Raw genomic sequence first — 24,369 nt, 5'->3', positions numbered from 1 at the left:
GAACCGGAACAGCCGGTGGAAGACGAGGACGCGGTCAAGCCGCCGCCCAAACCGGTGGAGAAACCCAAGCCGATCGAAAAACCGAAACCGGTCGAGAAACCTAAACCGGTGAAAAAGGCCGAGCCGCCGAAAGCGCCGCCCGCCCCTGCGCAACCGGCTGCGCCTGCCGCCCCGGCCACCCCGAGCGCGCCTCCGGCACCTGCTGCGGCGCCGGGGCCGGTGAAAGAGTCGGCGGCGATTTCCGGCCTCGCCAGCCTCGGCAACCCGCCGCCGGAATACCCGTCGCTGGCCCTGCGGCGCAACTGGGAAGGCAGCGTGGTGCTGCGGATTCAGGTGCTGGCCAACGGTCGCGCCGGTTCGGTGACGGTGACCAAGTCCAGCGGCAAGCCGCAACTGGATGACGCGGCGGTCGCGGCGGTGAAGGCCTGGAAGTTCATCCCGGCCAAGCGCGGCGACACACCGATCGACGGCTTCGCCACCCAGACCATCGATTTCAAATTGCCGCAATGACGGCACAACAACCGAACTCACAACCGATTAACGCAAGCGAGGTGTAGCCATGAACGATTCTCTGTCTTCGATGATTGTCCCCGGCGTGCTCTGGGGGCTGGTGCTGTTTTCCGTGGTCAGTTGGGCGATCCTGCTGGTCAAGTCGGCGCAATACCTGCGCCAGAAAACCCAGAACAAGCAGTTCAGCAAAGCCTTCTGGGGCGCGCCGGACCTGCTCACCGCTGCCGAACACGCCAGCCAGTATCCGGGCTCGCTGGCGCGGATCGCCAGCAGCGGTTTCGAAGCCTTGCTGGTGGAAGAATCCCCTCGCACCACCCAACAACTGGCGCACACCATCAACCGTGCCGACCGACTGGAACGCAACCTGCGCCAGCAGATCCAGAAGGAACGCCGCTCGCTGGAAAACGGCCAGGCGATCCTCGCCAGTATCGGCAGCACCGCGCCGTTCATTGGTCTGTTCGGCACCGTGTGGGGAATCATGGAAGCCCTGCAAAGCATCGGCGCCAGCGGTTCGGCCAGCCTGGAAACCGTGGCCGGGCCGATCGGCCACGCGCTGATCGCCACCGGTGTGGGGATTGCCGTCGCGGTACCGGCGGTGCTGATTTACAACTTCTTCCTGCGACGCCTGAAACTGGCCTCGGCGGACATGGATGACTTCGCCCACGACTTCGACGCCCTCGCCTCGCGCAGCGCTTTCTCCATCAGCCGCCAGGCCATCGCCAAATCCACGGCCGCCGTGCGGGAGGCCAGCTGATGTCCTTTTCCACTCAAGACAGCGATGAAGTGCTCAGCGAAATGAACGTCACGCCGCTGGTGGACGTGATGCTCGTGCTGCTGGTGGTGTTCATCGTCACCGCGCCGCTGATGACCAACGCGATCAAGGTCAACCTGCCAAAAACCGACGCCGTCGCCCCCGCCGAAAAGAAAGACCCGGTGGTGGTCAGCGTCGATCAGGACGGCAAGTTCTTTCTGGCCAAGACCGAGCTGGCGCCGGAATCACTGGAGGCCAGCCTCAAGGAGGTCAAGGCCAAGGATGCCGAAGTACGCGTGCAGCTGCAGGCCGACTCCGCCGTGAATTACGGCCAGGTCGCCAAAGCCATGGCGTCCATCGAGCGCTCGGGCATCACCAAAATATCGGTGATGACCACCCGCTGACGGCGGTGCCGGGCGCGCAGTGAGGGACGCGCCCGGCACCGCTCGTTGAATCCCGTCGCAATCGGCCGACCGAAAAAACGCAGCGCGTCTTCGGAGGGGATCGGCTTGCTTGAAGAAAGTGGTTTTCGCGGCGCGGCACCACCGTGCTCCGTGCAAAGAGGGCTCACAAGGCCATTTCGATAAACGTCTAACAAAGTCGGAAACAACCATGCTGATGAACACTCCACGCTTCACGCTCAAACCCTTGGTGGCGACGATTTCCCGCCACCGTTTCGTTCCGTTGTACCTGGTGGCCATGGGGATGGGCGCCGGGGTTCAGGCTGCCGAGGACGACAACAGCGTCCCGGCCGCCGCGGCGGTGGTCGCGCCGACCACGCAACTGCAACGGGTCGAAGTGACCGGTTCGGCGATCCGTCGGGTCGACGCGGAAACGGCGGTGCCGATCACCGTGCTCAAGGCCGATGAACTGCGCAAACAGGGCGTGACCACCACCGCCGAACTGGTGCAGCGCATCACCGGCAGCCAGTCGATCAACAACAGCGCAGGCTCGGTCGGCGCGGCCACCGGCGGCGCCTCGTTCGCCGACATGCGCGGCATCGGCGCGAACAAGACGCTGGTGCTGCTCAACGGTCGCCGACTGGCCAACAACGCCCTGTCGGGCACCAACTCGGCCGGCGGCGCGGTAGATCTGAACATGATCCCGTTTGCCGCGATCGAGCGCGTGGAAGTGCTGCGCGACGGCGCCTCGGCCCTGTACGGCACCGACGCCATCGGCGGCGTGATCAACTTCATCACCAAGAAATCCATGACCGACGGCCAGCTCACCCTCGGCGGCGAAACCCCGACCCACAGCGGCGGCGGTGCGACCAAGGACATGAGCGCAAGCTGGGGCTACGGCGACCTGGAGCAGGACCGCTTCAACGTGCTCGGCGTGTTCAACTACAACAAGCAGCAGAACCTCGACGCCAACGATCGCTCCTTCGCCCGTGACTACGTGCCCGGCCGAGGTCTGGACCAGACCTCCGGCACCGCGTTCCCCGGCAACTACAGCCAGAACGGCAATGCCACCAACCCGCTGGCCAACAGCAATTGCAACGGCCCCAACCTGGTGGCCCGCGACGGCCTCTGCCGCTTCAGCACCCGGGAATTCATCGACCTGGTGCCGCAGACCGAGAAGACGTCGTTCTTCGGCAAGACCACCGGCAAACTGGCCGACGACCACAACGTCAACCTCGAATACTTCTGGTCGCGCAACAACAACGCCACCGCTATTGGCCCAGCGCCATTAACCGGCCTGAGCCTGGATTCGTCCTCGCCCTACTACCCCGGCAACGGCATCACCCCGGCGCCCACCGATTTTGCCCTCGACCCGACGCAACCGGTGGACGTGAACTGGCGCGAAACAGCCGCCGGCCCGCGTGAATCGAAAGACCAGAACACCAGCCAGCGCTTTTTGCTGAGCTTCGACGGTCTGGTTGGCGGCTGGGACTACAACGTCGGCGCCTCGTACAACCAGAACAAGATCGTCTCCAGCGTCACCAGCGGCTACGTCAGCGATCAGGCGATGATCGACGGTCTGGCCAGCGGTCTGCTCAACCCGTTCGGCCCGCAGAGCAGCGCCGGTCAGCAGTACATCGATCAGGCCGCGTACCACGGCGCCTATTCCACGGCGGTCGGTCGGGTCGCCGGTTTCGACGGGCGGATCAGCCGCGAAATCGGTGACTGGTTTGGTGCCGGTCCGTCCGGCCTGGCCCTGGGCGGCGAGTACCGCAAAGAGAAATTCCACCAGGACTTCGAAGCCTTTGCCGGCGACATCCAGAGCCTGGGCATCGACCCGGCCGGCAGCGTCGAAGGCGACCGCAGCGTGAAAGCCGCCTACGCGGAAATCAACGTACCGGTGCTCGACAGCCTGGAATTGTCCGCCGCCGTGCGTCACGACAAATACAGCGACTTCGGCAGCACTACCAACCCGAAATACTCGTTCCGTTATCAGCCGCTCAAGGAGCTGGTGGTGCGCGGCGCCTACAGTGAAGGCTTCCGCGCGCCGTCGCTGTATGAGCTGTATTCGCCGCGCAGCATCACCTACACCCAGGGCTACTACAACGACCCGGTACTGTGTACCGGCGGCGTGGTGCAACCGGGCGGCAACGGCGGGCGCGATTGCGGTCAGCAGTTCCTCAACCAGATCGGCGGCAACGAAGACCTGGCCCCGGAGAAAGCGCGCAACGTGACGCTGGGCTTTGTCTATCAGCCGGTCAGCAACCTGTCCGTGGGCCTGGATTTCTGGTGGATTCACATCTCCAACCAGATCCAGCCGTTTCCGGAATCCACCGTCTTCGATCAGGCCGGCAGCTACCCTGACCGCTTCGTGCGCAACGCCGACGGCACGCTCAACTACATCGTCACCGGCAACGCCAACCTGGGCATCGTTGAAACCAACGGCGTCGATGTATCGCTGGACTATCGCTTCCCGAACACGCCGTACGGTCAATTCGGTCTGGGCCTGCAAGGCACCTATGTCGACGAGTACGACTTCCAGAGCACCATCAAGGGCCCGTTCACCGACAAGGTCGGCGACTTCCGGGGTGATGGTGTGATCGCCCGCTGGAAACACAACCTGACCGGTTCCTGGACCTTCGGCGCGGCCCGTGCGGCACTGACCAACCGCTTCACTACCGGCTACAACGACTACGACCGCGAGACCAACGCGCGGGTCGCGTCGTATTCGGTGTGGGACCTGTCGGCCGGCTACACCTTCGACAAGGTGCTGGACGTCGATGCCGGGGTGAAGAACCTGTTCGACCGCGATCCGCCGTTCTCCAACCAGGCCTACAACTTCCAGAGCGGTTATGACCCGCGCTACACCGATCCGCTGGGCCGCACGCTGTTTGCGCGCATGACGTACCACTTCTAACCGGAAACAGAACACATCTCACCTTGTGGGAGCGAGCCTGCTCGCGAATGCGGTGTGTCAGCGAAGGATGTGTTGACTGACAAGACGCCATCGCGAGCAGGCTCGCTCCCACAGGGAGTCCGTTTCCATTCAGGATTTTGGGGATTTACTTCATGACATTCATGCGCAACATGGCCGGCCTGCTGCTCGGCAGCGCGCTGCTGTGCAACGCGGCATCTGCGCTGGCCGGCGGCAGCTACGCGATGACGGTGTACGGCGAGGCGCCGAAATACCCCGCCGGTTTCCAGCACTTTGATTTCGTCAATCCCGACGCCCCGAAGGGCGGCTCGCTCAGCCGCGCTTCGATGGAGATCGGTCAGTACAACTACATCACCCCGTACGCCGATCAGGGCATTTCCGTGGTGCAGGTCAACGACTGGGTGTATTCGCCGCTGGCGTTCCGCTCGCTGGACGAGCCCTACACCGTCTACGGTCTGGTGGCGCAAACCATGGAGCGCGATCCCGACGGTCTGTGGGTGCGCTTCAACCTGAACCCCAAGGCGCGTTTCGCCGACGGCACGCCAATCACCGCCGAGGATGTGCGCTACACCTTCGAACTGTTGATGACCAAGGGCAGCCTGAGTTATCGCCAGCAATACGCCGATGTGCAGGATGTGCTGATCGAAGCTCCGCGACAGATTCGCTTCACCTTCAAGAACAACCTCAACCGCACCCTGGCGCTGGATCTGGCGTCGCTGCGGCCGGTGCCCGAGGACTGGTGGAAAACCCGCGACTTCGCCAACGGCGGCGGTTTCGAACCACCATTGGGCAGCGGCCCGTATCGGGTGAGCAAGGTCGATGCGGGACGCAGCATCAGTTTCCAGCGTGACCCGCAGTGGTGGGGCAAAGACCTGCCGGTCAGTCGCGGGATGTACAACTTCGACAGCCTGACCGTGAATTTCTACGGCGACACCGACGTCGCCCGGCAACTGCTGCAGGCCGGCGCGTTTGACTACAACCGCGAGTTTTCCTCGTCCGGCTACGTGGTCGGCTACGACAGCCCGGCCCTACGTGACGGTCGCCTGCAACAGGCGATTCTCGCCCCGGACAAACCGACCAGCGCCCAGGGTTTCGTGTTCAATCTGCAGAACCCGCTGTTCAAGGATCGCCGCGTGCGTCAGGCGCTGAGCCTGCTGTGGGATTTCGAGTGGACCAACAAGCAGATGATGCGCGGCTTCTACGTGCGCCAGAACAGCTACTGGCCGAAGAGTGAAATGGCCGCTACCGCACTGCCCGACGCCGAAGAACTGGCGATCCTCGAACCGTTGCGCGGACAGATTCCGGACGAGGTTTTCAGCCGCGTCTATCAGGCGCCGAAGACCGATGGCAGCGGCTACATCCGCGATAAGCAATTGCAGGCACTGAAGCTGTTGGCCGAGGCCGGATGGACACCGAAAAACAATCGGCTGGTGAACGCCGCCGGCGAACCCTTCGAATTCACCTTCCTCGACGGCCAGGGCGGCTTCGACCGCATGCTGCTGCCGTACAAACGCACCCTGGCGCAGATCGGCATCACCCTGAATCTGCGGCGCATCGATTCGGCGCAGTACATCAACCGACTCAACGCTCGAGACTACGACATGATCGTCACCAGTTTCCCGCGCAGCGGCGATCCGATCGTCTCGCCGGGCCGCGAGTTGTACAGCCTGTACGCCTCGCAGAGCGCGACTCAGGTCGGCAGCTCCAATTCGATGGTGCTGGCGGACCCTGCGGTGGACCGGCTGATCGACGGCCTGGTCCAGGCCAATACCCGCGACGCCATGGTGCGTTACGCCCGCGCCCTCGACCGGGTGCTGCAATGGGGTGACTACATGATTCCCAACTACTACTCCAAAGGCACGCCGACGGTGTTTCAGAACCGCTTCGGCAGGCCGGCGGTGCAGCCGATCTACAGCGAAGGCCTCGATACCTGGTGGGAGGTCTCGGCCAAGCCGCTGACCAACCAGCAGATGAGTGCCCTGCGCCAGCTCGCGGGGGGCCAATGACATGTGGCGTTATCTGAGTCGACGTCTGTTGCTGATCATCCCGACGCTGCTGTGCATTCTGGTGGTCAACTTCGTCATCGTGCAGGCCGCGCCCGGCGGCCCGGTGGAACAGGCCATCGCCCGCCTGCAAGGCTTCGGCGGACACAGCATGGGCGGCGCCAGCGAGGTCACCGCCATCGGCGGTGCCGGGCGCAGCAGCCGTGGCCTGGACCCGGCGCTGATCGAAGAGATCAAGCACCACTACGGTTTCGACCGACCGATGCACGAACGCCTGTGGTTGATGCTCAAGAATTACGCGCAACTGGACCTGGGCAGCAGTTTCTTTCGCGGTGCGAAGGTGACCGATCTGATCGTGCAGAAACTGCCGGTGTCGCTGTCACTCGGCCTGTGGGCGACCTTGATCACCTACCTGATTTCGATCCCGCTGGGCATTCGCAAGGCAATCAAAAACGGCAGCGCTTTCGATGTCTGGAGCAGCACGGCGATCATCGTCGGTTACGCGATGCCGGCGTTTCTGTTCGCGATCCTGTTGATCGTGGTGTTCGCCGGGGGCAGCTACGTCAACTGGTTTCCGGTGCAGGGGCTGGTCTCGGACAACTTCGCCAGCCTGAGCCTGTGGGGCAAGGTCGGCGACTACCTCTGGCACCTGGTGTTGCCGGTGACGGCGCTGGTGATCGGCGGTTTTGCGACGCTGACGATCCTGACCAAAAACAGCTTCCTCAACGAGATCAGCCGCCAGTACGTGATCACCGCGCGCGCCAAGGGCCTGACCGAAAGGCGCGTGCTCTACGGCCATGTGTTTCGCAACGCGATGCTGCTGGTGGTGGCCGGTGTGCCGTCGGCGTTGATCGAGGTGTTTTTCGCCGGCTCGCTGCTGATCGAAACCATCTTCAACCTCGACGGCCTCGGGCGCATGAGCTACGAAGCGGCGGTTTCACGGGACTACCCGGTGGTGTTCGGCACGCTGTTTCTGTTCACCCTGTTCGGCCTGTTGATCAAGCTGATCGGCGACCTCTGCTACACCCTGCTCGACCCGCGCATCGACTTCTCGGCGAGGACTGCCTGATGTTCACACTCTCCCCTCTGGGCCGGCGGCGCATCGCCCAATTCAAGGCCAACCGGCGCGGGCGCTGGTCGCTGTGGCTGTTCATCGGGCTGTGCCTGATCTGCCTCGGCGGCGAACTGATCGCCAACGACAAGCCGCTGGTGATCCGCTACCACCACGCCTTCTACTTCCCGATCCTCAGCGATTATCTGGAAACTGATTTCGGCGGCGAGCTGCCGTTCCAACCGGATTACGCCAGCAATTACGTGCACAAACTGATCGAGGATCAGGGCGGCTGGATGCTGTTCCCGCCGATCCCGTTCAGCTACGACACGGTCAATTACGACCTCACGGAACCGGCGCCGAGCCCGCCGTCCTCAAGCAACTGGCTGGGCACCGACGATCAGGCCAGGGACGTGTTGGCGCGGGTGATTTTCGGCACGCGGATTTCGATTCTGTTTGCGCTGATTCTCACCGCGGTCAGTGCGCTGGTCGGCATCGTCGCCGGAGCGTTGCAGGGTTATTACGGCGGCTGGGTCGACTTGCTCGGGCAACGGGTGCTGGAGATCTGGTCGGGATTGCCGGTGCTGTACCTGCTGATCATCTTGTCGGGGTTCGTCTCGCCGAGCTTCTGGTGGCTGCTGGGGATCATGGCGCTGTTTTCCTGGCTGGCACTGGTGGACGTGGTGCGCGCCGAGTTCCTGCGCGGGCGCAGCCTGGAATACGTCAAGGCCGCGCGGGCCCTGGGCCTGACGGACAGCGAACTGATGCGCCGGCACATTCTGCCCAACGCCATGACCTCCACCCTCACCTACCTGCCGTTCATTCTGACCGGCGCCATCGCCACCCTCACCGCGCTGGATTTTCTCGGCTTCGGCATGCCCGCCGGCACCGCGTCGCTGGGGGAACTGATCGGCCAGGCCAAGCGCAATCTGCAAGCGCCGTGGCTAGGGCTGACGGCGTTTTTTGCCCTGGCGCTGATTCTGTCCTTGCTGGTGTTCATCGGCGAAGCCTGCCGTGACGCGTTCGATCCGCGATCCTGATCCCCGGAGCTGAAATGACCGACAACCTGATTGAAATTCGCGACCTGCGTGTCGCCTTCGCCGGGCACGAAGTGGTGCACGGCGTGAACCTCGACATCCGCCGTGGCGAGTGCCTGGCACTGGTCGGTGAATCCGGTTCGGGCAAGTCGGTGACGGCGCACTCGATCCTGCGTTTGCTGCCGGCCAAAACCGTCAGCAGCACAGGCAGCATCCGCTACAACGGCGTGGACTTGCTGCACGCCAGCGAACAGCAGATGCGCAGCTTGCGCGGCAACCGCATCGCGATGATTTTCCAGGAGCCGATGACCTCGCTGAACCCGTTGCACACGGTGGAAAAACAGATCAGCGAAGTGCTGGAAATCCACAAGGGACTCAAGGGCCGCGCCGCGCGCCAGCGCACGCTGGAGCTGCTGGAACTGGTCGGCATTCGCCAGCCGTTGCAGCGTTTGAAGGCCTATCCGCACCAGCTATCGGGCGGCCAGCGGCAACGGGTGATGATCGCCATGGCGCTGGCCAACGAGCCGCAATTGCTGATCGCTGACGAACCGACCACCGCGCTGGACGTGACCGTGCAGCAGAAGATTCTCGAGCTGCTGATCGAGTTGCAGCAACGCCTCGGGATGTCGCTGCTGCTGATCAGTCACGACCTCAATCTGGTGCGGCGCATCGCCCAACGGGTGTGCGTGATGCGCCACGGGGAAATCGTCGAACAGGCCGATTGCGAAACGCTGTTCCGCGCCCCGCAGCATCCTTACAGCCGCCTGCTGATCGAGGCGGAACCGTCGGGCGCACCGGTGCCGAGTCGCTACGATCACAACCTGCTGGAGGTGGACGATCTGAAAGTCTGGTTCCCGCTGCCCAAGGCGTTGTTCAGCCGCACCCAGCAATACATAAAGGCTGTGGACGGCGTGAGTTTCCGTCTGCAACGGGGCAAGACCCTGGGGATTGTCGGCGAGTCCGGCTCGGGCAAGTCGACGCTGGGCCAGGCGATTCTGCGACTGGTGGAATCCGAGGGCGATATTCGCTTCGGTAACAAGCATTTGAGCCTGCTCAATCAGCGCTTGATGCGCCCGTTGCGCCGGCAGATTCAGGTGGTGTTCCAGGACCCGTTCGGCAGCCTCAGCCCACGGATGTCGGTGCAGCAGATCATCGCCGAAGGCCTGCTGACCCACGGCATCGGCACGGCTGAGGAACGTGAGGCAGCGGTGATCCGCGTGCTGGAGGAAGTCGGCCTCGACCCGCAGAGCCGCCATCGCTATCCCCACGAATTTTCCGGCGGCCAGCGCCAGCGCATTTCCATCGCCCGGGCGCTGGTACTGGAACCGGCGCTGATTCTGCTCGACGAACCGACTTCGGCACTGGATCGCACGGTGCAGAAACAGGTGGTGGAGTTGTTGCGGCAATTGCAGATCCGCCATGGGCTGACATACCTGTTCATCAGCCATGACCTGGCGGTGGTGCATGCGCTGGCGCACGACTTGATGGTGATCAAGGACGGCAAAGTGGTGGAACAGGGAGCCTCGCGCCAGATTTTTGCGGCGCCGCAGCATGCCTATACCCAGGAACTGCTGAAAGCCTCCGGCCTGGCCTTGGCAAAAACCGGGGGTGAGTTGGTTACAGCCATCTGACCTTCAGTGCTTTCAGATTTATTTTCCGGCCACTGCATCCAAACCGCTCCGTCACGGGTAGTCCCTGTAACAGCCCTCTTTCGGCTGTCAGCGGTTTACCCTTTTTCGGAGAAACACTGATGAACATCACTCAACTGATTGGCCTCACCGGTTTGCTCGCCGTCGCTTCGACAAGCTTTGCCCAAAGCAGTTATCCCGACGCGATCAAAGTGCCGGACGGCCACAAGATCGCGATGGAAACCACCGGGGTCGGCGAGATCACCTACGAATGCCGGGACAAGGCCAATGTCGCCGGCCAGACCGAGTGGGTGTTCGTCGGCCCGAAAGCGGTGCTCAACGATCGCAGCGGCAAACAGGTTGGCACCTACTTCGGCCCGCCCGCCACCTGGCAGGCGCAGGACGGTTCGAAAGTCACCGGCACACAGCTGGCCGTTGCGCCGTCGAGCCCGGGCAACCTGCCCTATCAACTGGTCAAGGCCAACCCCGCCGAAGGCAAAGGCGCCATGAGCGGCGTGAGCTACATCCAGCGCGTGGCGCTCAAGGGCGGCGTGGCGCCGGGTAGCGAATGCACGGCGGCGAACAAGGGTAAACAGGAAGTGGTGAAGTACCAGGCCGACTACATTTTCTGGGCGGCGAACTGAGCCTGACTGGACGTTTGGCCGATGCTTGCTAGATTGCAGGACATGCCCTTGTCCGAATCCGCGTTCGACTACGAAGCCCGCCTCGCCGCCTGTGCCCGCGGCGAGCGCGGGGCCCTGCGCGAACTGTATGTGCAGGAAAGCCCGCGGCTGCTCGGTGTCGCCCGGCGTCTGGTGCGTGATACGGCGCTGGCCGAAGACATCGTTCACGATGCATTCATCAAGATCTGGGCCGGCGCGGCGGGTTTCGATCCGGCGCGCGGTTCGGCCCGGGGCTGGATGTTCAGCGTGACCCGGCATCTGGCGCTGAATGTGCTGCGCAATCACCATCAGGAAACCCCGCTCAATGACAGCAACGAATCTCTGGCGAGTGATGACGGCTTCGATGCGCTGGCGCAATCGACCCGCATCCATCGCTGCCTGCATCAACTGGAACCGCAACGCCGCCGCTGCATCCTTCACGCCTACGTCGACGGTTACAGCCACGCGCAGATCGCCCAACGCCTCGACACGCCGCTGGGCACCGTCAAAGCCTGGATCAAACGCAGCCTCAATGCGTTGCGGGAGTGCATGGGATGACCACCGAATCGGCGCAGGAACGCGATGAACTGGCCAGCGAATACGTGCTTGGCACGCTCTCGGCCGAAGAACGCGCCGAAGTGCAGCGGCGCTTGCCCAACGAACCCGAACTACAAGCCGCCGTGGATGCCTGGGAGCGGCGGCTGCTGGAGCTGACCGACCTCGCCCCGGCGCATCAACCTTCGTCGCAGCTGTGGCAACGCATTGAGCGCAGTGTCGGGCAACTCACCCACAAGAGGGCGCCAGAGATTTCCTGGTGGAACCGTCTGTCGCTGTGGCGCGGCTTGAGCGCTGCCGGGCTGGCCGCGACTTTGTTGCTGGGTTCGATCCTCCTGACCCAGACCACACCGAAACCGAGCTTTCTGGTGGTGCTGGTCGCCCCGCAGGACAAGGCACCGGGCTGGGTGATCCAGGCCAGCAGTCCACGGGAGATTCAATTGATTCCGCTGGGCGTGGTCGAGGTGCCGGCCGACAAGGCGCTGGAGTTCTGGACCAAGGCCGACGGCTGGCAGGGTCCGGTGTCGCTGGGGCTGGTCAAACCGGGGCAAGCGCTGTCGATCCCGCTGGACAAGCTGCCGCCGCTGCAACCCAACCAGTTGTTCGAGCTGACGCTGGAAGGCGCCAACGGTTCGCCGATCGGCAAACCCACCGGGCCGATCCAGGCGATTGGCCGCGCGGTGAAGGTGCTGTGACAAACCATCATTGGCGTCGATGTTCACCATCACGTCAATGAAGTTCTCTTAAAAATTCCCGGGCGTAACATCCGCTCCATACCAAACAAACAACACCCCCGGAGCACACGACCATGAAACGCCAAGTCATCCTCAGCATTGCCCTTTCGGTTCTGGCCTTCAACGCATTTGCCGCCAAACCGGCCCACACCATGATCGCCGAAGGCGGCTCGGATCGTCTGATCGAACAGCGCGTCGCTGAAGGTGGTTCGGATCGTCTGATTGAACGCCGCGTTGCCGAAGGTGGTTCGGATCGTCTGATTGAACGCCGCGTCGCCGAAGGTGGTTCGGATCGTCTGATTGAACGTCGAGTTGCCGAAGGTGGTTCGGATCGTCTGATTGAACGTCGCGTTGCCGAAGGTGGCTCGGATCGTCTGATTGAACGTCGCGTTGCCGAAGGTGGCTCGGATCGTCTGATTGAACGTCGCGTTGCCTGAATGAATGGCTTGACCGCAACAACCCAGAAAAAACCCGGCTCCCGTCAGCCGGGTTTTTTTATTCCCTTTTGATCGTCCTCAGCCCTTGGCCATGCAGCGCCGATAGCGCTCGTCGACCCGTTTGGCAAACCACGCCGTGGTCAGTTTGCGGGTGATCTTCGGGCTCTGCAGCACGATGCCCGGCAACACCGCACGGGGCAATGTCTTGCCTTCCGCACGCTCCGCCAGCTCAAAGACCCGTTGATACAGTTTGGTCTCCTCGAAAGCCAGGCTATCGCCCTTCTCCAGTTGATCGCGGATCACCGGATTGCGCATGCCCAGTGATTTGCCGAGGGCGCGCACCGCCAGTTCAGTGCTGCCCGGCATGATCGCACCCGGGCGGATCAGGTCGCCATCCAGCGCCAGCGGAATCCCCGACGCCCGGCTGACCGCGTTCTGAAACGCCGCGTTGCGACTGGCGTACCAGCCGGCGTTGAAATCGGCGAAGCGGTACAGCGGTTCGCGATAACTCACCGGATAACCGAGCAAATGGGCGATGCCGAAGTACATGCCGCCCCGACGGCTGAACACCTCGCGACGAATGGTCCCGTCCACCGGGTACGGATAGTCCTTGGCGTGCTGCTCGGCGAATTCGATGCTGACCTGCATCGGCCCGCCGGTGTGCACCGGGTTGAAACCGCTGAACAGCGTACGACCCATCGGCACCGAGCCGATGAAGTCGTCGAAGATCGCGCTCAATTCCTTTTCGCTGCGGGCGGCGCTCAGGCGTTCGCTGTAGGTCTTGCCGTTCGGCGAGCGCACCTGCAAGGCGCCGCTGACCAACAGGCTCGGGATATGCACCTTGGCGGCGCGGCGGTCGATTTCGTCACGGGCGATCTTGCCCAGGCCAGGCACCGGCGGATCGACCTGGAAAGTGGATTCCTGCTCGGTGACGGCCAGCACCGAACACAGATTCTGCGTGGTCGGGCTGATGCCCTGAGCGGCGAAAGCAGCGTAGATGTCGGTGGCCCAGCCCTGGCGGTCGACGGTTTTTGCCGGCAGCAGGCGCACGATCTGCGCCTTGACCTCGGCGGGCGGGCGCGGCGCCGGTTCTTCGCTGCGTTGACCGGCGCAACCGGCCAGTACCAGCAGCGCGGCGAGGCTGACGATTAATCGAGGGGTGTGCATAACGCTTCATCCAGTCCTTTGAGCCGGGTTAACCCTACGCTCAATCGCAGGGTGCAGGATAGGACTGCGGGCCGGCGGCGCTGTTCCATCGCCCCGTCTGGCAGGCCGACTGGCCGCCCTCGCCGTCTGATCCATACTTGCTGCTGCAGTGGCAAGTCTCGGATCAGGACACGCGAGGAGGACAGACCATGAACCGCAGTGATGTTCTGATCATCGGCGCAGGCCCCACCGGACTGGTGCTGGCCCTGTGGCTGAGCAAACTGGGCGTGCGCGTGCGCATCATCGACAAGACCTCTGCCCCCGGCACCACTTCGCGGGCGCTGGCGGTGCAGGCGCGCACCCTTGAGCTGTACCGGCAACTGGACCTGGCCGATACGGTGGTGCGCAGCGGTCATCGGGTGGCCGCGGCGAATTTCTGGGTCAAGGGCAAACCCGTGGCACAGCTGCCGTTGAACCGGATCGGCGAAGGCCTGACGCCCTATGCCTTTCTGGAAATGTACCCGCAGGACGAACACGAGCGGCTGTTGATCGACCGCCTGGAAGACTACGACGTGACCGTCGAGCGCAACACGACGCTGGAGAGTTTCACGGAAAACGGTGACGGCCTCACCGCACATTTGCGCCTGCCGGATGGCGAGCAGGAAATCTGCCAGGCCTGCTATCTGGCCGGGTGTGATGGCGCCCGTTCGGTCGTGCGCAAAACCCTCGACACCGGTTTTCCCGGCGGCACCTATCAGCAGATTTTCTATGTCGCCGATGTGCGGGCCAGCGGCCCGGCGCTCAATGGCGAGTTGCATCTGGACCTGGATGAAGCGGATTTTCTGGCGGTGTTCCCGCTGGCCGGCGAAGGTCGTGCGCGGTTGATTGGCACCGTGCGCGACGAGCGTGCGGATCGCGCAGAAACCCTCGAGTTTTCCGACGTCAGCAACCGCGCCATCGAACACCTGAACGTGCACATCGAGGACGTCAACTGGTTCTCCACCTACCGTGTGCATCACCGGGTGGCGGATCACTTTCGCCAGGGCCGGGCGTTTCTGCTCGGCGACGCGGCGCATGTGCACAGCCCGGCCGGCGGTCAGGGCATGAACACCGGAATCGGCGATGCAATCAACCTGGCGTGGAAACTCGCGGCAGTGCTCGGCGGCGCTGCCACGCCCGGGCTGCTCGACAGCTACGAAACCGAACGCATCGCCTTCGCCCGGCGACTGGTGTCGACCACCGACAAGGTCTTCAGCTTCGTCACCGCCGAGGGCCGTATGGCCGATCTGTTGCGCACACGACTGGCGCCGTTCCTGATTCCGAAAATGGCCTCATTCGAGAGCAGCCGCGAATTCCTGTTTCGCACGGTGTCGCAGATCACCCTCAACTATCGGGGCATGGCGTGGAGCGAAGGCGTGGCCGGGCACGTCCACGGCGGCGACCGCTTGCCGTGGGCCCATGATGGCGAGGGGGACAATTTCGAGCCGTTGCGCCAGCCGTGCTGGCAGGTGCATGTGTACGGCGACACCAGCGACGAGATGATCGCCTGGTGCAATGAACATCACTTGCCGCTGCACGTGTTCGACTGGCGTCCGGCGTTTGAAACGGCGGGCCTGGGGCGCAACGGCTTTTACCTGCTGCGCCCGGATACCTACGTGGCGATTGCCGACAACAGCGCGGATCCGAAGGTGATCGAACGGTACTTTCGTGGTCACGGGATCCGGCCGTTTTTCAATTGCCCCTGACGGATCAGATCCCGGCCAGGGCCAGGTCCATCGCAAAGTAGGTGAAGATCAGATCCGCACCCGCGCGCTTGATCGCGCCGAGGCTTTCGCGCACCACGCGATCTTCGTCGATGGCCCCGGCCTGGGCGCCGAACTTGATCATCGCGTACTCGCCGCTGACCTGATACGCCGCCAGCGGCAGGTTCGAGGCTTCGCGGATGTCGCGGATGATGTCCAGGTACGCGCCGGCCGGTTTGACCATCAGCGCGTCGGCGCCTTCCTGTTCGTCGAGCAACGATTCGCGCAGGGCTTCGCGGCGGTTCATCGGGTTCATCTGATAGCTTTTGCGATCGCCCTTCAGCGCGCTGCCACCGGCCTCGCGGAACGGGCCGTAGAGCGCCGAGGCGAATTTGGTCGAGTAGGCCATGATCGGAATCTGCGTGAAGCCGGCGTCGTCGAGTGCCCGGCGAATCGCCCGCACCTGGCCGTCCATCGCTGCCGATGGCGCGATCACGTCGGCGCCGGCACGGGCTGCTGCAACTGCCTGTTTGCCGAGGTTGATCAGGGTCTGGTCGTTGTCGACTTCATGGTTGTGCATCACGCCGCAGTGGCCGTGGTCGGTGTACTCGCAGAAGCAGGTGTCGGACATCACGATCATTTCCGGCACGGCGTCCTTGGCGATCCGCGACATGCGCGACACCAGGCCGTTTTCGCGCCAGGTGTCGCTGCCGTTGGCGTCCAGGTGATGGGACACGCCGAAGGTCATCACCGACTTGATTCCGGCCCGAGCGTAACGCTCGATTTCGCCGGCCAGTTTGCGCTCGGGAATGCGCATCACGCCGGGCATGCTCTTGATCGGCACAAAATCGTCGATCTCTTCTTCGACGAAGATCGGCAGCACCAGATCGTTGAGGGAAAACTCGGTTTCCTGGAACAGGCTGCGCAGGCTCGCATTGCGGCGCAGACGGCGTGGACGTGCTTCGGGGAACTGACTGGACATGGGGCCTTTCCTGAAAACAGCGGATGAGACGAAAGTCGTAGGGGGCGAAGCTTATGCCTTGCGGGGATCGGGGTACAAACCTGGATCAATCAACAGTGCGTTACCGGGTACGCAACAATCTGCGCACCCGGTTCCCGCCGGGTCAGGAAGGAATGGTCAGGCCGCGCACAACCGCCGGCCGCGCGAGGAAGCGCTCCAGCACCCGGGTGACGTTCGGGAAGTTGTCGATGCCGACCAGATCGCCCGCCTCGTAGAAGCCGATCAGGTTGCGCACCCACGGGAACGTGGCGATGTCGGCGATGGTGTAGCGCTCGCCCATGATCCAGTCGCGCCCTTCCAGGCGGGTGTTCAGGACGCTGAGCAGGCGGCGGCTTTCTTCGACGTAGCGGTCACGGGGACGCTTGTCTTCGTAGTCCTTGCCGGCGAATTTGTTGAAGAAACCGAGCTGGCCGAACATCGGCCCGATCCCGCCCATCTGGAACATCAGCCACTGGAGGGTTTCGTAGCGCAGCGCGCCTTCCTGGGCCAGCAACTGGCCGCTTTTGTCGGCGAGGTAGATCAGGATCGCGCCGGACTCGAACAACGGCAGCGGTTTGTCCTCTGGACCGTGGGGGTCGATGATCGCCGGAATCTTGTTGTTCGGGTTCAGCGACAGGAACTCCGCAGACATCTGGTCATTGGTGTCGAAGCCCACGCGATGCGGCTCGTAGGGCAGGCCGATCTCTTCAAGCATGATCGAGACCTTGACGCCGTTGGGGGTCGGCAGGGAATAGAGCTGAATCCAGTCAGGGTACTGCGCCGGCCATTTCTGGGTGATCGGGAACGCGGACAGATCAGTCATGTGTAGCATCCAGTCACAAAATGAAAGGCCTGAGCATAATCCACGAACAGCGCTCTGGCTCGGGTTCTTTACACCCTCGCCTGCCGGCTTACTTAAATCCGCAACATCCTGTGGTTAACCTTCCCTCCAACCGCACAGCCTCAACGGTAAAGTGCGGCGCACTCAAGCGGATCGAACCAAACGGGCCTCAGGGGGCTCCAAGCAAGCCAGTGATGACAGGGAAAACAGCCGGCGCGCATGCACCGGTGCAGAGGTTTGTCAGCCTTAACCGAACAGACTGAAGACTCCTTATCCCATGACGAACTTGATGAAAGTCGCCAACCGCTTCAAACATCGCGCGTATGTGGCCCTGCCCACCCTGCTGGCAGTCAGCGCGCTGTTCCTGTCGCTGGAATCCAGCGAAAGCCGTGCGCAACCGGTGGACGGCACCCAGACCCTGGTGTTCCTGCGCCATGCGGAGAAACCGGCCGGTGGTCTCGGCCAGCTCAACTGCCAGGGCCTGAACCGGGCCATCGACCTGTCGACCCTGCTGCCGGAAAAATTCGGCAAGGCCGACTACGTGTTCGCCGCCAATCCGACGCGCAACGTCGAGGAAGGCGAACTGGACAACTCCTACAGCTACATCCGCCCGCTGATGACCATCAGCCCCGCCGCGATCAAACTCGGCCTGCCGGTGAACATCGAGTTCTCGGCCAACGACACCAGTGACCTGGCCCGGGAGCTGATCGACGACAAGTACCACAACTCGACCATCTACACCGCGTGGTCCCATGGCTACCTGCCGGAGCTGATCAACAAGGTGGCGGACAAGGCGGTCGGCGGGAAGCAGAAGATCACCGAGGATTGGGAATCCAGCGATTACGACTCGCTGTATGTGCTGACCCTGACCTGGCACAACGGCAAGGCCAGCCTGCAGAGCCACAGCTACAAACAGGGACTGGATAACGGCCAGGAAAGCTGTCCGACCTGAGTTTGTCCGGGGCCCGATGGGGTCCCGTCAGGCCTTGGGTTTGACCCGCTCACGCAGGTACTCGATAACGGCCTGCCGCTCCCCCGCAAACTCGATCCGCCCGCCCTTCTTCTCGCGCTGAAACACATACATCGGGTCGTAATACTCGCGCAGCAAACCTTCGATCCACGCGCGATGCAACTCCACCGTCCCGCTGCGGCCCTGCTCCGCCAGCGCCTCTTCCATCAACACCCGCATCCGTCGATGCCGCTCGCCGCCCAAGCGCTTGTGCACGTTGTCGAGGCTTTCCAGCAAGCGCTCGCAAAACCGCGCGAAACCCTCGTCGCCATGCACAGCCTGAAACTCGGCAGACAAATCCACCACGTAATCGCGCAGGATTCGCTCGACGCGCTGCTCGAAACGATCTTCGAGCCAGACCATCGGGTATTGCTGCATGCCCTGATACAGCGGCAAGGGCAGCGCGCAGCTCCCCACAACCCGGCTCTCATCCTCCAGCACAAATTGATCGATGCCGGCCGCACGCTTTTTCAGGAAGTCGATGGCCAGCCGGTTCTCGAAATCGATGTTCGACGGCTGACCGGTGGCGCGCTTGCCGAAACTCGAGCCCCGGTGATTGGCATGGCCTTCCAGATCCACACTGTTGCGCAGTTGCACCAGCACTTCGGTCTTGCCGGTGCCGGTCATGCCGCCCAGCAGCACGAAATCACACTCGTCCATAGCCGATTCGAGGGTGTCGATCAGAAAACCTCGCAGCGCCTTGTAGCCACCGCCGATACGCGGGTAGTCGATGCCGGCTTCCGACTTCAGCCACTGCTGGACGATTTGCGAACGCAGGCCGCCACGAAAGCAATACAGATAACCCTCGGGATGCGTCCGGGCAAACTCCGCCCAGGCCTGGAGACGCTCGGCCTTCACCGCGCCGGAGACCAGTTGATGGCCCAGTTCGATGGCGGCCTGCTGACCGTGATGTTTGTAGCAAGTGCCGACCCGCTGCCGCTCGATGTCGTTCATCAGTGGCAGATTGACCGCCCCGGGAAACGCGCCCTTGTGGAACTCGACCGGCGCACGGGCGTCCATCAGCGGCCGATCGTTGAGGAAGATGTCGCGGTAGTCGGTGAAGTCGGCGGTCATCAATTCACCTCGACCGCGTGGCTCTGTCGCGCGATCAATTCACCGACCGGCTCAAGCGCGAGGCCGAGTTCGGCAGCGACGGCGAGAAATTCGGCATTGCCTTCGGGGGTCACGGCCACCAGCAGCCCGCCGCTGGTCTGCGGGTCGCACAGCACGCGCTTGTGCAATTCCTGCACTCGCCCGACGCGGCTCGAATAACTGTCGAAATTGCGTAAAGTGCCGCCGGGCACGCAGCCCTGTTCGAGGTAGTACTCAATGCTCGAAAGCCGCGGCACCCGGTCATAAAAAACCCGCGCCGTCAGGTGACTGCCGTCGGCCATTTCCACCAGATGCCCGAGCAGGCCAAACCCGGTGACGTCGGTCATGGCGGTGACCCCGGCCAGTTTGCCGAAACGGCTGCCGGGCTTGTTCAGCGTACACATCCAGTCCCGGGCCACGCCGATGTCGTCGGGGCGCAGCTTGCCCTTCTTCTCGGCGGTGGTGAGGATGCCGATGCCCAACGGTTTGGTCAGGTACAGCAGGCAACCGGCGGTGGCCGTGTCGTTGCGTTTCATGAAGCGCTTTTCCACCAGTCCCGTGACGGCCAGACCGAAGATCGGCTCCGGCGCATCGATCGAATGCCCGCCGGCCAGCGGAATTCCCGCCGCATCGCACACCGCGCGCCCGCCACGAATCACCTCCCGAGCGACTTCCGGCGCCAGCACGTTGACCGGCCAGCCGAGGATCGCAATCGCCATCAACGGATCACCGCCCATGGCGTAGATGTCGCTGATGGCATTGGTGGCGGCGATGCGGCCGAAGTCGAACGGGTCGTCGACGATCGGCATGAAGAAATCCGTGGTCGAGACCACCCCGCGCTCGGCATCGATTTCATACACCGCCGCATCATCGCGCGACGCGTTGCCGACCCACAGTTTCGGATCGAGGTTCTGTGCCCCGCTGCCGGCCAGAATCACCTCCAGCACCTTGGGCGAAATCTTGCAGCCACAACCGGCGCCGTGGCTGTATTGGGTCAGACGGATGGGCTCGGTCATGGGGGCAGTCTCCGGGAGGCAGTGGGGCAAATACTAGCAGAGGGGATGGGAAGCACGTTTCTGCCGCTCAATGCAATCACCACCCTACGTCTCTACTGCCCCCGGAACTAGCGCTGCACCTCGGCAAAGATCTCGGTGATCGGCCGATGCGGCTGACGTTTTTGCAGTTGGCGTACTTGCTCACTGAGTCGCAGCAACTCTTCACTCGGTTTGGCCCACTGCTCTTTCGGCAGCGGTTCCGACCATTGGCGCATGGCTTCGGGCAGCGCCTGTTTGCCGATTCTTTCGAGGCGGCGCACTTCCCATTCGACGAGGTGGTTGGGAATCGTCCACAAGGTCATGACGTGGTACAGGTACCAGAAAAACCCGGACAACCGAGTACGTGAACCGTCGCGGATCTGCTGGTGCATGCGTGCGCGGGCGTTGCGGAAGGTGTGCAGGCCTTCGTGGGGTGGGTCGTCGGGGCCTTGCAGGTCTTGAAGGTCTTGAATCGATTTGAGGTCGTGGATTTCGTATTCCATGTAACCGCGAATGGCTTCCCAATGGCTGATGGCGAGGGGCAGGCCGGCGCATTGGAATTCGAGGCTGGTGAGGGTTTCGCCGTGGTAGAAGCCGATGCCCATGCCGTATTGGCGGTGGATGCCGTATTGGGTGGCGCCTTGAGCTTCGATGATCCAGGCGGAGAGGGATTCCCAGGGGACGAAGACCGGTTCGGTGGCGCCTTCGGGCATGAAGCAGACTTCGCGGCGTTGGCGGTTGAAGCGGGTCGGGATGATTGAGGCGCGTTTTTTGTGGTTGTGGTGCCAGACGCCGAGGCCGATAAGTAGTCCCCAGAAAAGGGCAAGAAATGCTTTTCCATAGGCCTCGTGAAAAATCCCGTTTATGGCATGAGTTATGTCCTCCCATCCCATGCCGAATAAGAAAAACAGGAAGCCACCAATTAAGGGAAACAGAAAGGCAATCATGCATGCAACGCTGAAGGGGCCTCCAAGAGTCATTTGCCACATGAATACTTGCGGTGATCCCGACCCAAAATCCATGCAAACATCATTCAGCTCACCAATATGTGGACCATAAGGTGGAATCGGTGTTGGTAAGGGTAAAGGGGACAGATAGGTGACCTTACCGCCTGGAAACGGCTCTACATCCCCTGCTGTTCGAGGTGTCTCGACTTGCGGAATAACTCCCGGCTCGACGTGATTATTCAGCATGAGAGGCCTGCTCCAGAAATTGGGTTTCAACAAGCAAAACCGGTGGCTTTTCTTTAATCAACTGCGGAGCAACCACCTCAAAATGTCCCTCTCCCTTAGGATCGATATGAATGACACGGGTGCGAGATGACCATTCACCTTTGTCGTTCAAGTTCTGAACACAAACGGCCAACTCCAGAGTTTCCTTCGCTGGCGTGAATTCGGCCCCCGTGCGCTGTTTGGGAAAACAATTCATGCGCGGCGCTTACCCGTAGATGCCATACGCTGCACCTCGGCAAAGATCTCGGTGATCGGCCGATGCGGCTGGCGCTTTTGCAGTTGGCGCACCTGCTCACTGAGTCGCAGCAACTCTTCACTCGGCTTGGCCCATTGCTCTTTCGGCAGCGGCTCCGACCATTGGCGCATGGCTTCGGGCAGTGCCTGTTTGCCGATCCTTTCGAGGCGGCGCACTTCCCATTCGACGAGTCGGTTGGGAATCGTCCACAAGGTCATGACGTGGTACAGGTACCAAAAAAACCCTGACAGTCGCGTGCGTGAACCTTCACGGATCTGCTGGTGCATGCGTGCTCGGGCGTTGCGGAAGGTGTGCAGGCCTTCGTGGGGTGGGTCGTCGGGGCCTTGCAAGTCTTGAAGGTCTTGAATCGATTTGAGGTCGTGGATTTCGTATTCCATGTAGCCGCGAATGGCCTCCCAATGGCTGATGGCGAGCGGCAGGCCGGCGCATTGGAATTCGAGGCTGGTGAGGGTTTCGTCGTGGTAGAAGCCGATGCCCATGCCGTATTGGCGGTGGATGCCGTATTGGGTCGCGCCTTGCGCTTCGATGATCCAGGCGGAGAGGGATTCCCAGGGGACGAAGACCGGTTCGGTGGCGCCCTCGGGCATGAAGCAGACTTCGCGGCGTTGGCGGTTGAAGCGGGTCGGGATGATTGAGGCGCGTTTTTTGTGGTTGTGGTGCCAGACGCCGAGGGTGATGAGCAGCATGAATGGGCCAGTGAACGATATGTTCTCGCAGGCCACTTCAAAAATGCCAACCATCGAGTCCCAAATGGCTTCCTGTCCATACCCAAAAATAACTCCCAAAAACCCGGTAATCAGTGGGAATAGGAAAACTACTGTGAAAGACACGCTGAATGGTCCACCCAATACGACCTGCCAAGAAAAGACTTGGGGCGACCCCAACCCAAAGTCCATGTACACATCATTCAACTCACCGATATGTGGGCCGTAAGGTGGCATTAGTGTTGGTAATGGCAGCGGAGAGACATGAGTAATTTTTCCACTAGGAAACGGCTCCGTATCTCCTGCCTTTCTGGGTTGTTCAAGCTGCTGCACAGCTAATGGCTCGACGAGATTATTCGGCATGATCGGCCCGTTCCAAAAACTGGATTTCGACAAGCAAAATCGGTGGTTTCTCTTTGACGAGTTCAGGAGCAACCACTGAAAAATGACCATCACCGTGAGGATCAAGATGGATCACACGGGTTCGCGAAGTCCACTCGCCTTTGCCATTAGCGTTTTGAACGCAAACCGCCAGCTCCAAAGTTTCTTTTGCAGGAGTGAACCCAGAATCAGGATCCACCGGATACTGCAGACAGAGCACCAGCCCTTCGGGCGATGACTTGACGATCCGCAAGCTGCTTAAAATCTCATCGCTGATCACTTTCTTGCGCTCTCGCGGCGCTCCTCGACTATGCAAGGGAATGGAGATACGGTGCGCGCCGATACCTAATCGATATTTCGATTTGCCTCCCAAAGGAGACAGGAGATCACTCAATGTCAGTCTTGGTAGAACCAAGTGGATATCGCTGGGTTTGGCTTTGAACAACAGGTTTTTCAGCCAGGAGTCGTACGGATTTGGGCCAAGTTGCGCATAAGGCGCGTGGATCAGAAAGGCCAGATAGCTTTGATAGTCATCCAGCAGATGGTCCCCGCGCATTTCGGAATCCCGGCTCCATGGCGTGATTTTCAGCCATTTGTCGTGAGCGCTGATGTTGTAGCGGTTGTATAGCCAAGTACCACTGAGTTCCAAAACGGTGAATAGCGCCCCCGCAAGATTGAAGCGGAAAAACACTGTTGATAGACGTGTACCGGCGGCGGCCCAGGCAGCAGTTTGTGCGGCCTTGTTCGGAGCGGTCAATACAGTGAAAGTGGCGTGGACAGTATGACTCAGTCCGTAAGCGTTAACCGTTACCATGCCGCCAGCACCTATTGTGGCTAGCGCGGCTGCACCTTGCGCCGATTGATTTCCACTGCGCACCGCCCCCTGCCAATTTTTTTCCTGGTTGTTAAAACTCATCGCTGATGACACCAAGCCAAAGCCATAAGTGAAGAAACCCAACCCAATATGTAGCATCCCCATCTGTACATTCACATTCAACAATGCATGGTGCTGAAGCCCTGCAACAAGCGCGGTTCCACGAGCTTTCATCGCCGTATCCGCAAGACTTTGCGCCGCAGTAAACCCGGCCGCTCCCGTCGCAGCCAAAGCAGCAAAAAAGTCCGCCCGCTTCTTCTTGTCTCGGGTCTGCTTCATCAACTCCCTATAAGCCCCCACCAAATTCACCACCTGCACCAAAACCACCACCAACCCCATCCCTTCCGTCTTCAC

General features: G+C 61.8%; 22 protein-coding genes and 1 pseudogene. 14 read left to right on the top strand and 9 right to left on the bottom strand.

Features of this window, described 5'->3' with window-relative positions; all coding sequences use genetic code 11:
- The 12 genes from L6D74_RS29550 to L6D74_RS29495 all read left to right on the top strand — a co-directional run.
- On the top strand, positions 1-510 hold a 510-nt coding region (locus L6D74_RS29550; RefSeq protein WP_236191635.1), incomplete at its 5' end, for an energy transducer TonB.
- Positions 511-559: 49 nt separating this feature from the next.
- Positions 560-1,264, top strand: coding sequence for a MotA/TolQ/ExbB proton channel family protein (locus L6D74_RS29545; protein ID WP_085667488.1), 705 nt, complete (start codon positions 560-562; stop codon positions 1,262-1,264).
- The gene (locus L6D74_RS29540) at positions 1,264-1,665 is read left to right on the top strand and encodes an ExbD/TolR family protein (protein WP_007959059.1); all 402 of its coding nucleotides are present in this window, start codon (positions 1,264-1,266) and stop codon (positions 1,663-1,665) included. The genes L6D74_RS29545 and L6D74_RS29540 overlap by 1 nt, the downstream gene beginning before the upstream one ends.
- Positions 1,666-1,873: 208 nt before the next feature.
- On the top strand, positions 1,874-4,579 hold the full coding sequence (locus L6D74_RS29535; protein WP_085612738.1) for a TonB-dependent receptor: 2,706 nt from the start codon (positions 1,874-1,876) through the stop codon (positions 4,577-4,579).
- Between the two features lie 152 nt (positions 4,580-4,731).
- A complete protein-coding gene (locus L6D74_RS29530) occupies positions 4,732-6,603 on the top strand; it encodes an extracellular solute-binding protein (RefSeq protein WP_236191633.1) in 1,872 nt (623 codons plus the stop codon).
- 1 nt (position 6,604) lies between these two features.
- Positions 6,605-7,669: a microcin C ABC transporter permease YejB gene (locus L6D74_RS29525; protein ID WP_221397721.1), complete on the top strand. Its 1,065-nt coding sequence runs from the start codon at positions 6,605-6,607 to the stop codon at positions 7,667-7,669.
- Complete coding sequence (locus L6D74_RS29520) at positions 7,669-8,691, top strand: ABC transporter permease (protein WP_074689103.1); 1,023 nt, start codon at positions 7,669-7,671, stop codon at positions 8,689-8,691. The genes L6D74_RS29525 and L6D74_RS29520 overlap by 1 nt, the downstream gene beginning before the upstream one ends.
- Positions 8,692-8,705: 14 nt before the next feature.
- Positions 8,706-10,319: an ABC transporter ATP-binding protein gene (locus L6D74_RS29515; protein ID WP_236191631.1), complete on the top strand. Its 1,614-nt coding sequence runs from the start codon at positions 8,706-8,708 to the stop codon at positions 10,317-10,319.
- Between the two features lie 119 nt (positions 10,320-10,438).
- A complete protein-coding gene (locus tag L6D74_RS29510) occupies positions 10,439-10,960 on the top strand; it encodes a DUF3455 domain-containing protein (RefSeq protein ID WP_085686629.1) in 522 nt (173 codons plus the stop codon).
- Between the two features lie 42 nt (positions 10,961-11,002).
- On the top strand, positions 11,003-11,536 hold the full coding sequence (locus L6D74_RS29505; RefSeq protein WP_236191628.1) for a sigma-70 family RNA polymerase sigma factor: 534 nt from the start codon (positions 11,003-11,005) through the stop codon (positions 11,534-11,536).
- Positions 11,533-12,228 (top strand): anti-sigma factor, encoded by a 696-nt coding sequence (locus tag L6D74_RS29500; RefSeq protein WP_236191626.1) that lies wholly within the window; start codon positions 11,533-11,535, stop codon positions 12,226-12,228. Before L6D74_RS29505 ends, L6D74_RS29500 begins: the two co-directional genes overlap by 4 nt.
- 113 nt (positions 12,229-12,341) lie before the next feature.
- Positions 12,342-12,704, top strand: a complete 363-nt coding sequence (locus tag L6D74_RS29495; RefSeq protein WP_236191624.1) for a hypothetical protein — start codon at positions 12,342-12,344, stop codon at positions 12,702-12,704.
- 78 nt (positions 12,705-12,782) lie between these two features.
- Here L6D74_RS29495 and L6D74_RS29490 read toward each other — a convergent pair whose 3' ends face one another.
- Complete coding sequence (locus L6D74_RS29490; RefSeq protein WP_236191622.1) at positions 12,783-13,871, bottom strand: DUF1615 domain-containing protein; 1,089 nt, start codon at positions 13,869-13,871, stop codon at positions 12,783-12,785.
- Between the two features lie 188 nt (positions 13,872-14,059).
- Here L6D74_RS29490 and L6D74_RS29485 point away from each other — a divergent pair, with 188 nt between their 5' ends.
- Complete coding sequence (locus L6D74_RS29485) at positions 14,060-15,595, top strand: FAD-dependent oxidoreductase (protein ID WP_236191620.1); 1,536 nt, start codon at positions 14,060-14,062, stop codon at positions 15,593-15,595.
- A gap of 4 nt (positions 15,596-15,599) precedes the next feature.
- On the opposite strand, the gene hemB is transcribed toward L6D74_RS29485, so the two are convergent.
- Both hemB and L6D74_RS29475 read right to left on the bottom strand, forming a co-directional pair.
- Positions 15,600-16,574, bottom strand: a complete 975-nt coding sequence (gene hemB, locus L6D74_RS29480; protein ID WP_085648205.1) for a porphobilinogen synthase — start codon at positions 16,572-16,574, stop codon at positions 15,600-15,602.
- A 142-nt stretch (positions 16,575-16,716) separates the two neighbouring features.
- On the bottom strand, positions 16,717-17,415 hold the full coding sequence (locus L6D74_RS29475) for a glutathione S-transferase family protein (protein ID WP_064597941.1): 699 nt from the start codon (positions 17,413-17,415) through the stop codon (positions 16,717-16,719).
- Between the two features lie 295 nt (positions 17,416-17,710).
- Here L6D74_RS29475 and L6D74_RS29470 point away from each other — a divergent pair, with 295 nt between their 5' ends.
- Positions 17,711-18,385 carry a hypothetical protein gene (locus tag L6D74_RS29470; RefSeq protein WP_039770232.1) on the top strand — a complete coding sequence of 225 codons (675 nt, stop codon included), beginning with the start codon at positions 17,711-17,713 and terminating at the stop codon, positions 18,383-18,385.
- A 27-nt stretch (positions 18,386-18,412) separates the two neighbouring features.
- Here L6D74_RS29470 and mnmH read toward each other — a convergent pair whose 3' ends face one another.
- The 6 genes and pseudogenes from mnmH to L6D74_RS29440 form a co-directional block, all read right to left on the bottom strand.
- A complete protein-coding gene (mnmH, locus tag L6D74_RS29465) occupies positions 18,413-19,516 on the bottom strand; it encodes a tRNA 2-selenouridine(34) synthase MnmH (protein ID WP_064597943.1) in 1,104 nt (367 codons plus the stop codon).
- Complete coding sequence (gene selD / locus L6D74_RS29460) at positions 19,516-20,550, bottom strand: selenide, water dikinase SelD (RefSeq protein ID WP_085667480.1); 1,035 nt, start codon at positions 20,548-20,550, stop codon at positions 19,516-19,518. Before selD ends, mnmH begins: the two co-directional genes overlap by 1 nt.
- A gap of 107 nt (positions 20,551-20,657) precedes the next feature.
- Positions 20,658-21,761, bottom strand: coding sequence for a DNA-binding protein (locus tag L6D74_RS29455; RefSeq protein ID WP_236191618.1), 1,104 nt, complete (start codon positions 21,759-21,761; stop codon positions 20,658-20,660).
- On the bottom strand, positions 21,751-21,996 hold the full coding sequence (locus tag L6D74_RS29450; RefSeq protein WP_236191616.1) for a hypothetical protein: 246 nt from the start codon (positions 21,994-21,996) through the stop codon (positions 21,751-21,753). Before L6D74_RS29450 ends, L6D74_RS29455 begins: the two co-directional genes overlap by 11 nt.
- Entirely contained in the window at positions 21,993-23,123 is a 1,131-nt protein-coding gene (locus tag L6D74_RS29445; RefSeq protein WP_236191613.1) for a hypothetical protein, read from the bottom strand. The genes L6D74_RS29450 and L6D74_RS29445 overlap by 4 nt, the downstream gene beginning before the upstream one ends.
- Positions 23,113-24,369, bottom strand: a pseudogene (locus L6D74_RS29440) (toxin VasX); the annotation flags it as partial. The pseudogene L6D74_RS29440 and the gene L6D74_RS29445, both read right to left, overlap by 11 nt.

This window comes from Pseudomonas pharyngis, from assembly GCF_021602345.1.
GTDB lineage: Bacteria > Pseudomonadota > Gammaproteobacteria > Pseudomonadales > Pseudomonadaceae > Aquipseudomonas > Aquipseudomonas pharyngis.
This window is presented reverse-complemented; position numbering and strand designations above follow the sequence as displayed.

Coding starts and splice junctions, on each gene's coding strand:
- L6D74_RS29490 (WP_236191622.1), bottom strand. CDS start 13,871: ATGCACACCCCTCGATTAATCGTCAGCCTCGCCGCGCTGCTGGTACTG.
- L6D74_RS29510 (WP_085686629.1), top strand. CDS start 10,439: ATGAACATCACTCAACTGATTGGCCTCACCGGTTTGCTCGCCGTCGCT.
- L6D74_RS29530 (WP_236191633.1), top strand. CDS start 4,732: ATGACATTCATGCGCAACATGGCCGGCCTGCTGCTCGGCAGCGCGCTG.
- hemB (WP_085648205.1), bottom strand. CDS start 16,574: ATGTCCAGTCAGTTCCCCGAAGCACGTCCACGCCGTCTGCGCCGCAAT.
- L6D74_RS29520 (WP_074689103.1), top strand. CDS start 7,669: ATGTTCACACTCTCCCCTCTGGGCCGGCGGCGCATCGCCCAATTCAAG.
- mnmH (WP_064597943.1), bottom strand. CDS start 19,516: ATGACCGCCGACTTCACCGACTACCGCGACATCTTCCTCAACGATCGG.
- L6D74_RS29495 (WP_236191624.1), top strand. CDS start 12,342: ATGAAACGCCAAGTCATCCTCAGCATTGCCCTTTCGGTTCTGGCCTTC.
- L6D74_RS29515 (WP_236191631.1), top strand. CDS start 8,706: ATGACCGACAACCTGATTGAAATTCGCGACCTGCGTGTCGCCTTCGCC.
- selD (WP_085667480.1), bottom strand. CDS start 20,550: ATGACCGAGCCCATCCGTCTGACCCAATACAGCCACGGCGCCGGTTGT.
- L6D74_RS29540 (WP_007959059.1), top strand. CDS start 1,264: ATGTCCTTTTCCACTCAAGACAGCGATGAAGTGCTCAGCGAAATGAAC.
- L6D74_RS29545 (WP_085667488.1), top strand. CDS start 560: ATGAACGATTCTCTGTCTTCGATGATTGTCCCCGGCGTGCTCTGGGGG.
- L6D74_RS29525 (WP_221397721.1), top strand. CDS start 6,605: ATGTGGCGTTATCTGAGTCGACGTCTGTTGCTGATCATCCCGACGCTG.
- L6D74_RS29485 (WP_236191620.1), top strand. CDS start 14,060: ATGAACCGCAGTGATGTTCTGATCATCGGCGCAGGCCCCACCGGACTG.
- L6D74_RS29500 (WP_236191626.1), top strand. CDS start 11,533: ATGACCACCGAATCGGCGCAGGAACGCGATGAACTGGCCAGCGAATAC.
- L6D74_RS29450 (WP_236191616.1), bottom strand. CDS start 21,996: ATGAATTGTTTTCCCAAACAGCGCACGGGGGCCGAATTCACGCCAGCG.
- L6D74_RS29470 (WP_039770232.1), top strand. CDS start 17,711: ATGACGAACTTGATGAAAGTCGCCAACCGCTTCAAACATCGCGCGTAT.
- L6D74_RS29505 (WP_236191628.1), top strand. CDS start 11,003: ATGCCCTTGTCCGAATCCGCGTTCGACTACGAAGCCCGCCTCGCCGCC.
- L6D74_RS29455 (WP_236191618.1), bottom strand. CDS start 21,761: ATGCTGAATAATCACGTCGAGCCGGGAGTTATTCCGCAAGTCGAGACA.
- L6D74_RS29445 (WP_236191613.1), bottom strand. CDS start 23,123: ATGCCGAATAATCTCGTCGAGCCATTAGCTGTGCAGCAGCTTGAACAA.
- L6D74_RS29475 (WP_064597941.1), bottom strand. CDS start 17,415: ATGACTGATCTGTCCGCGTTCCCGATCACCCAGAAATGGCCGGCGCAG.
- L6D74_RS29535 (WP_085612738.1), top strand. CDS start 1,874: ATGCTGATGAACACTCCACGCTTCACGCTCAAACCCTTGGTGGCGACG.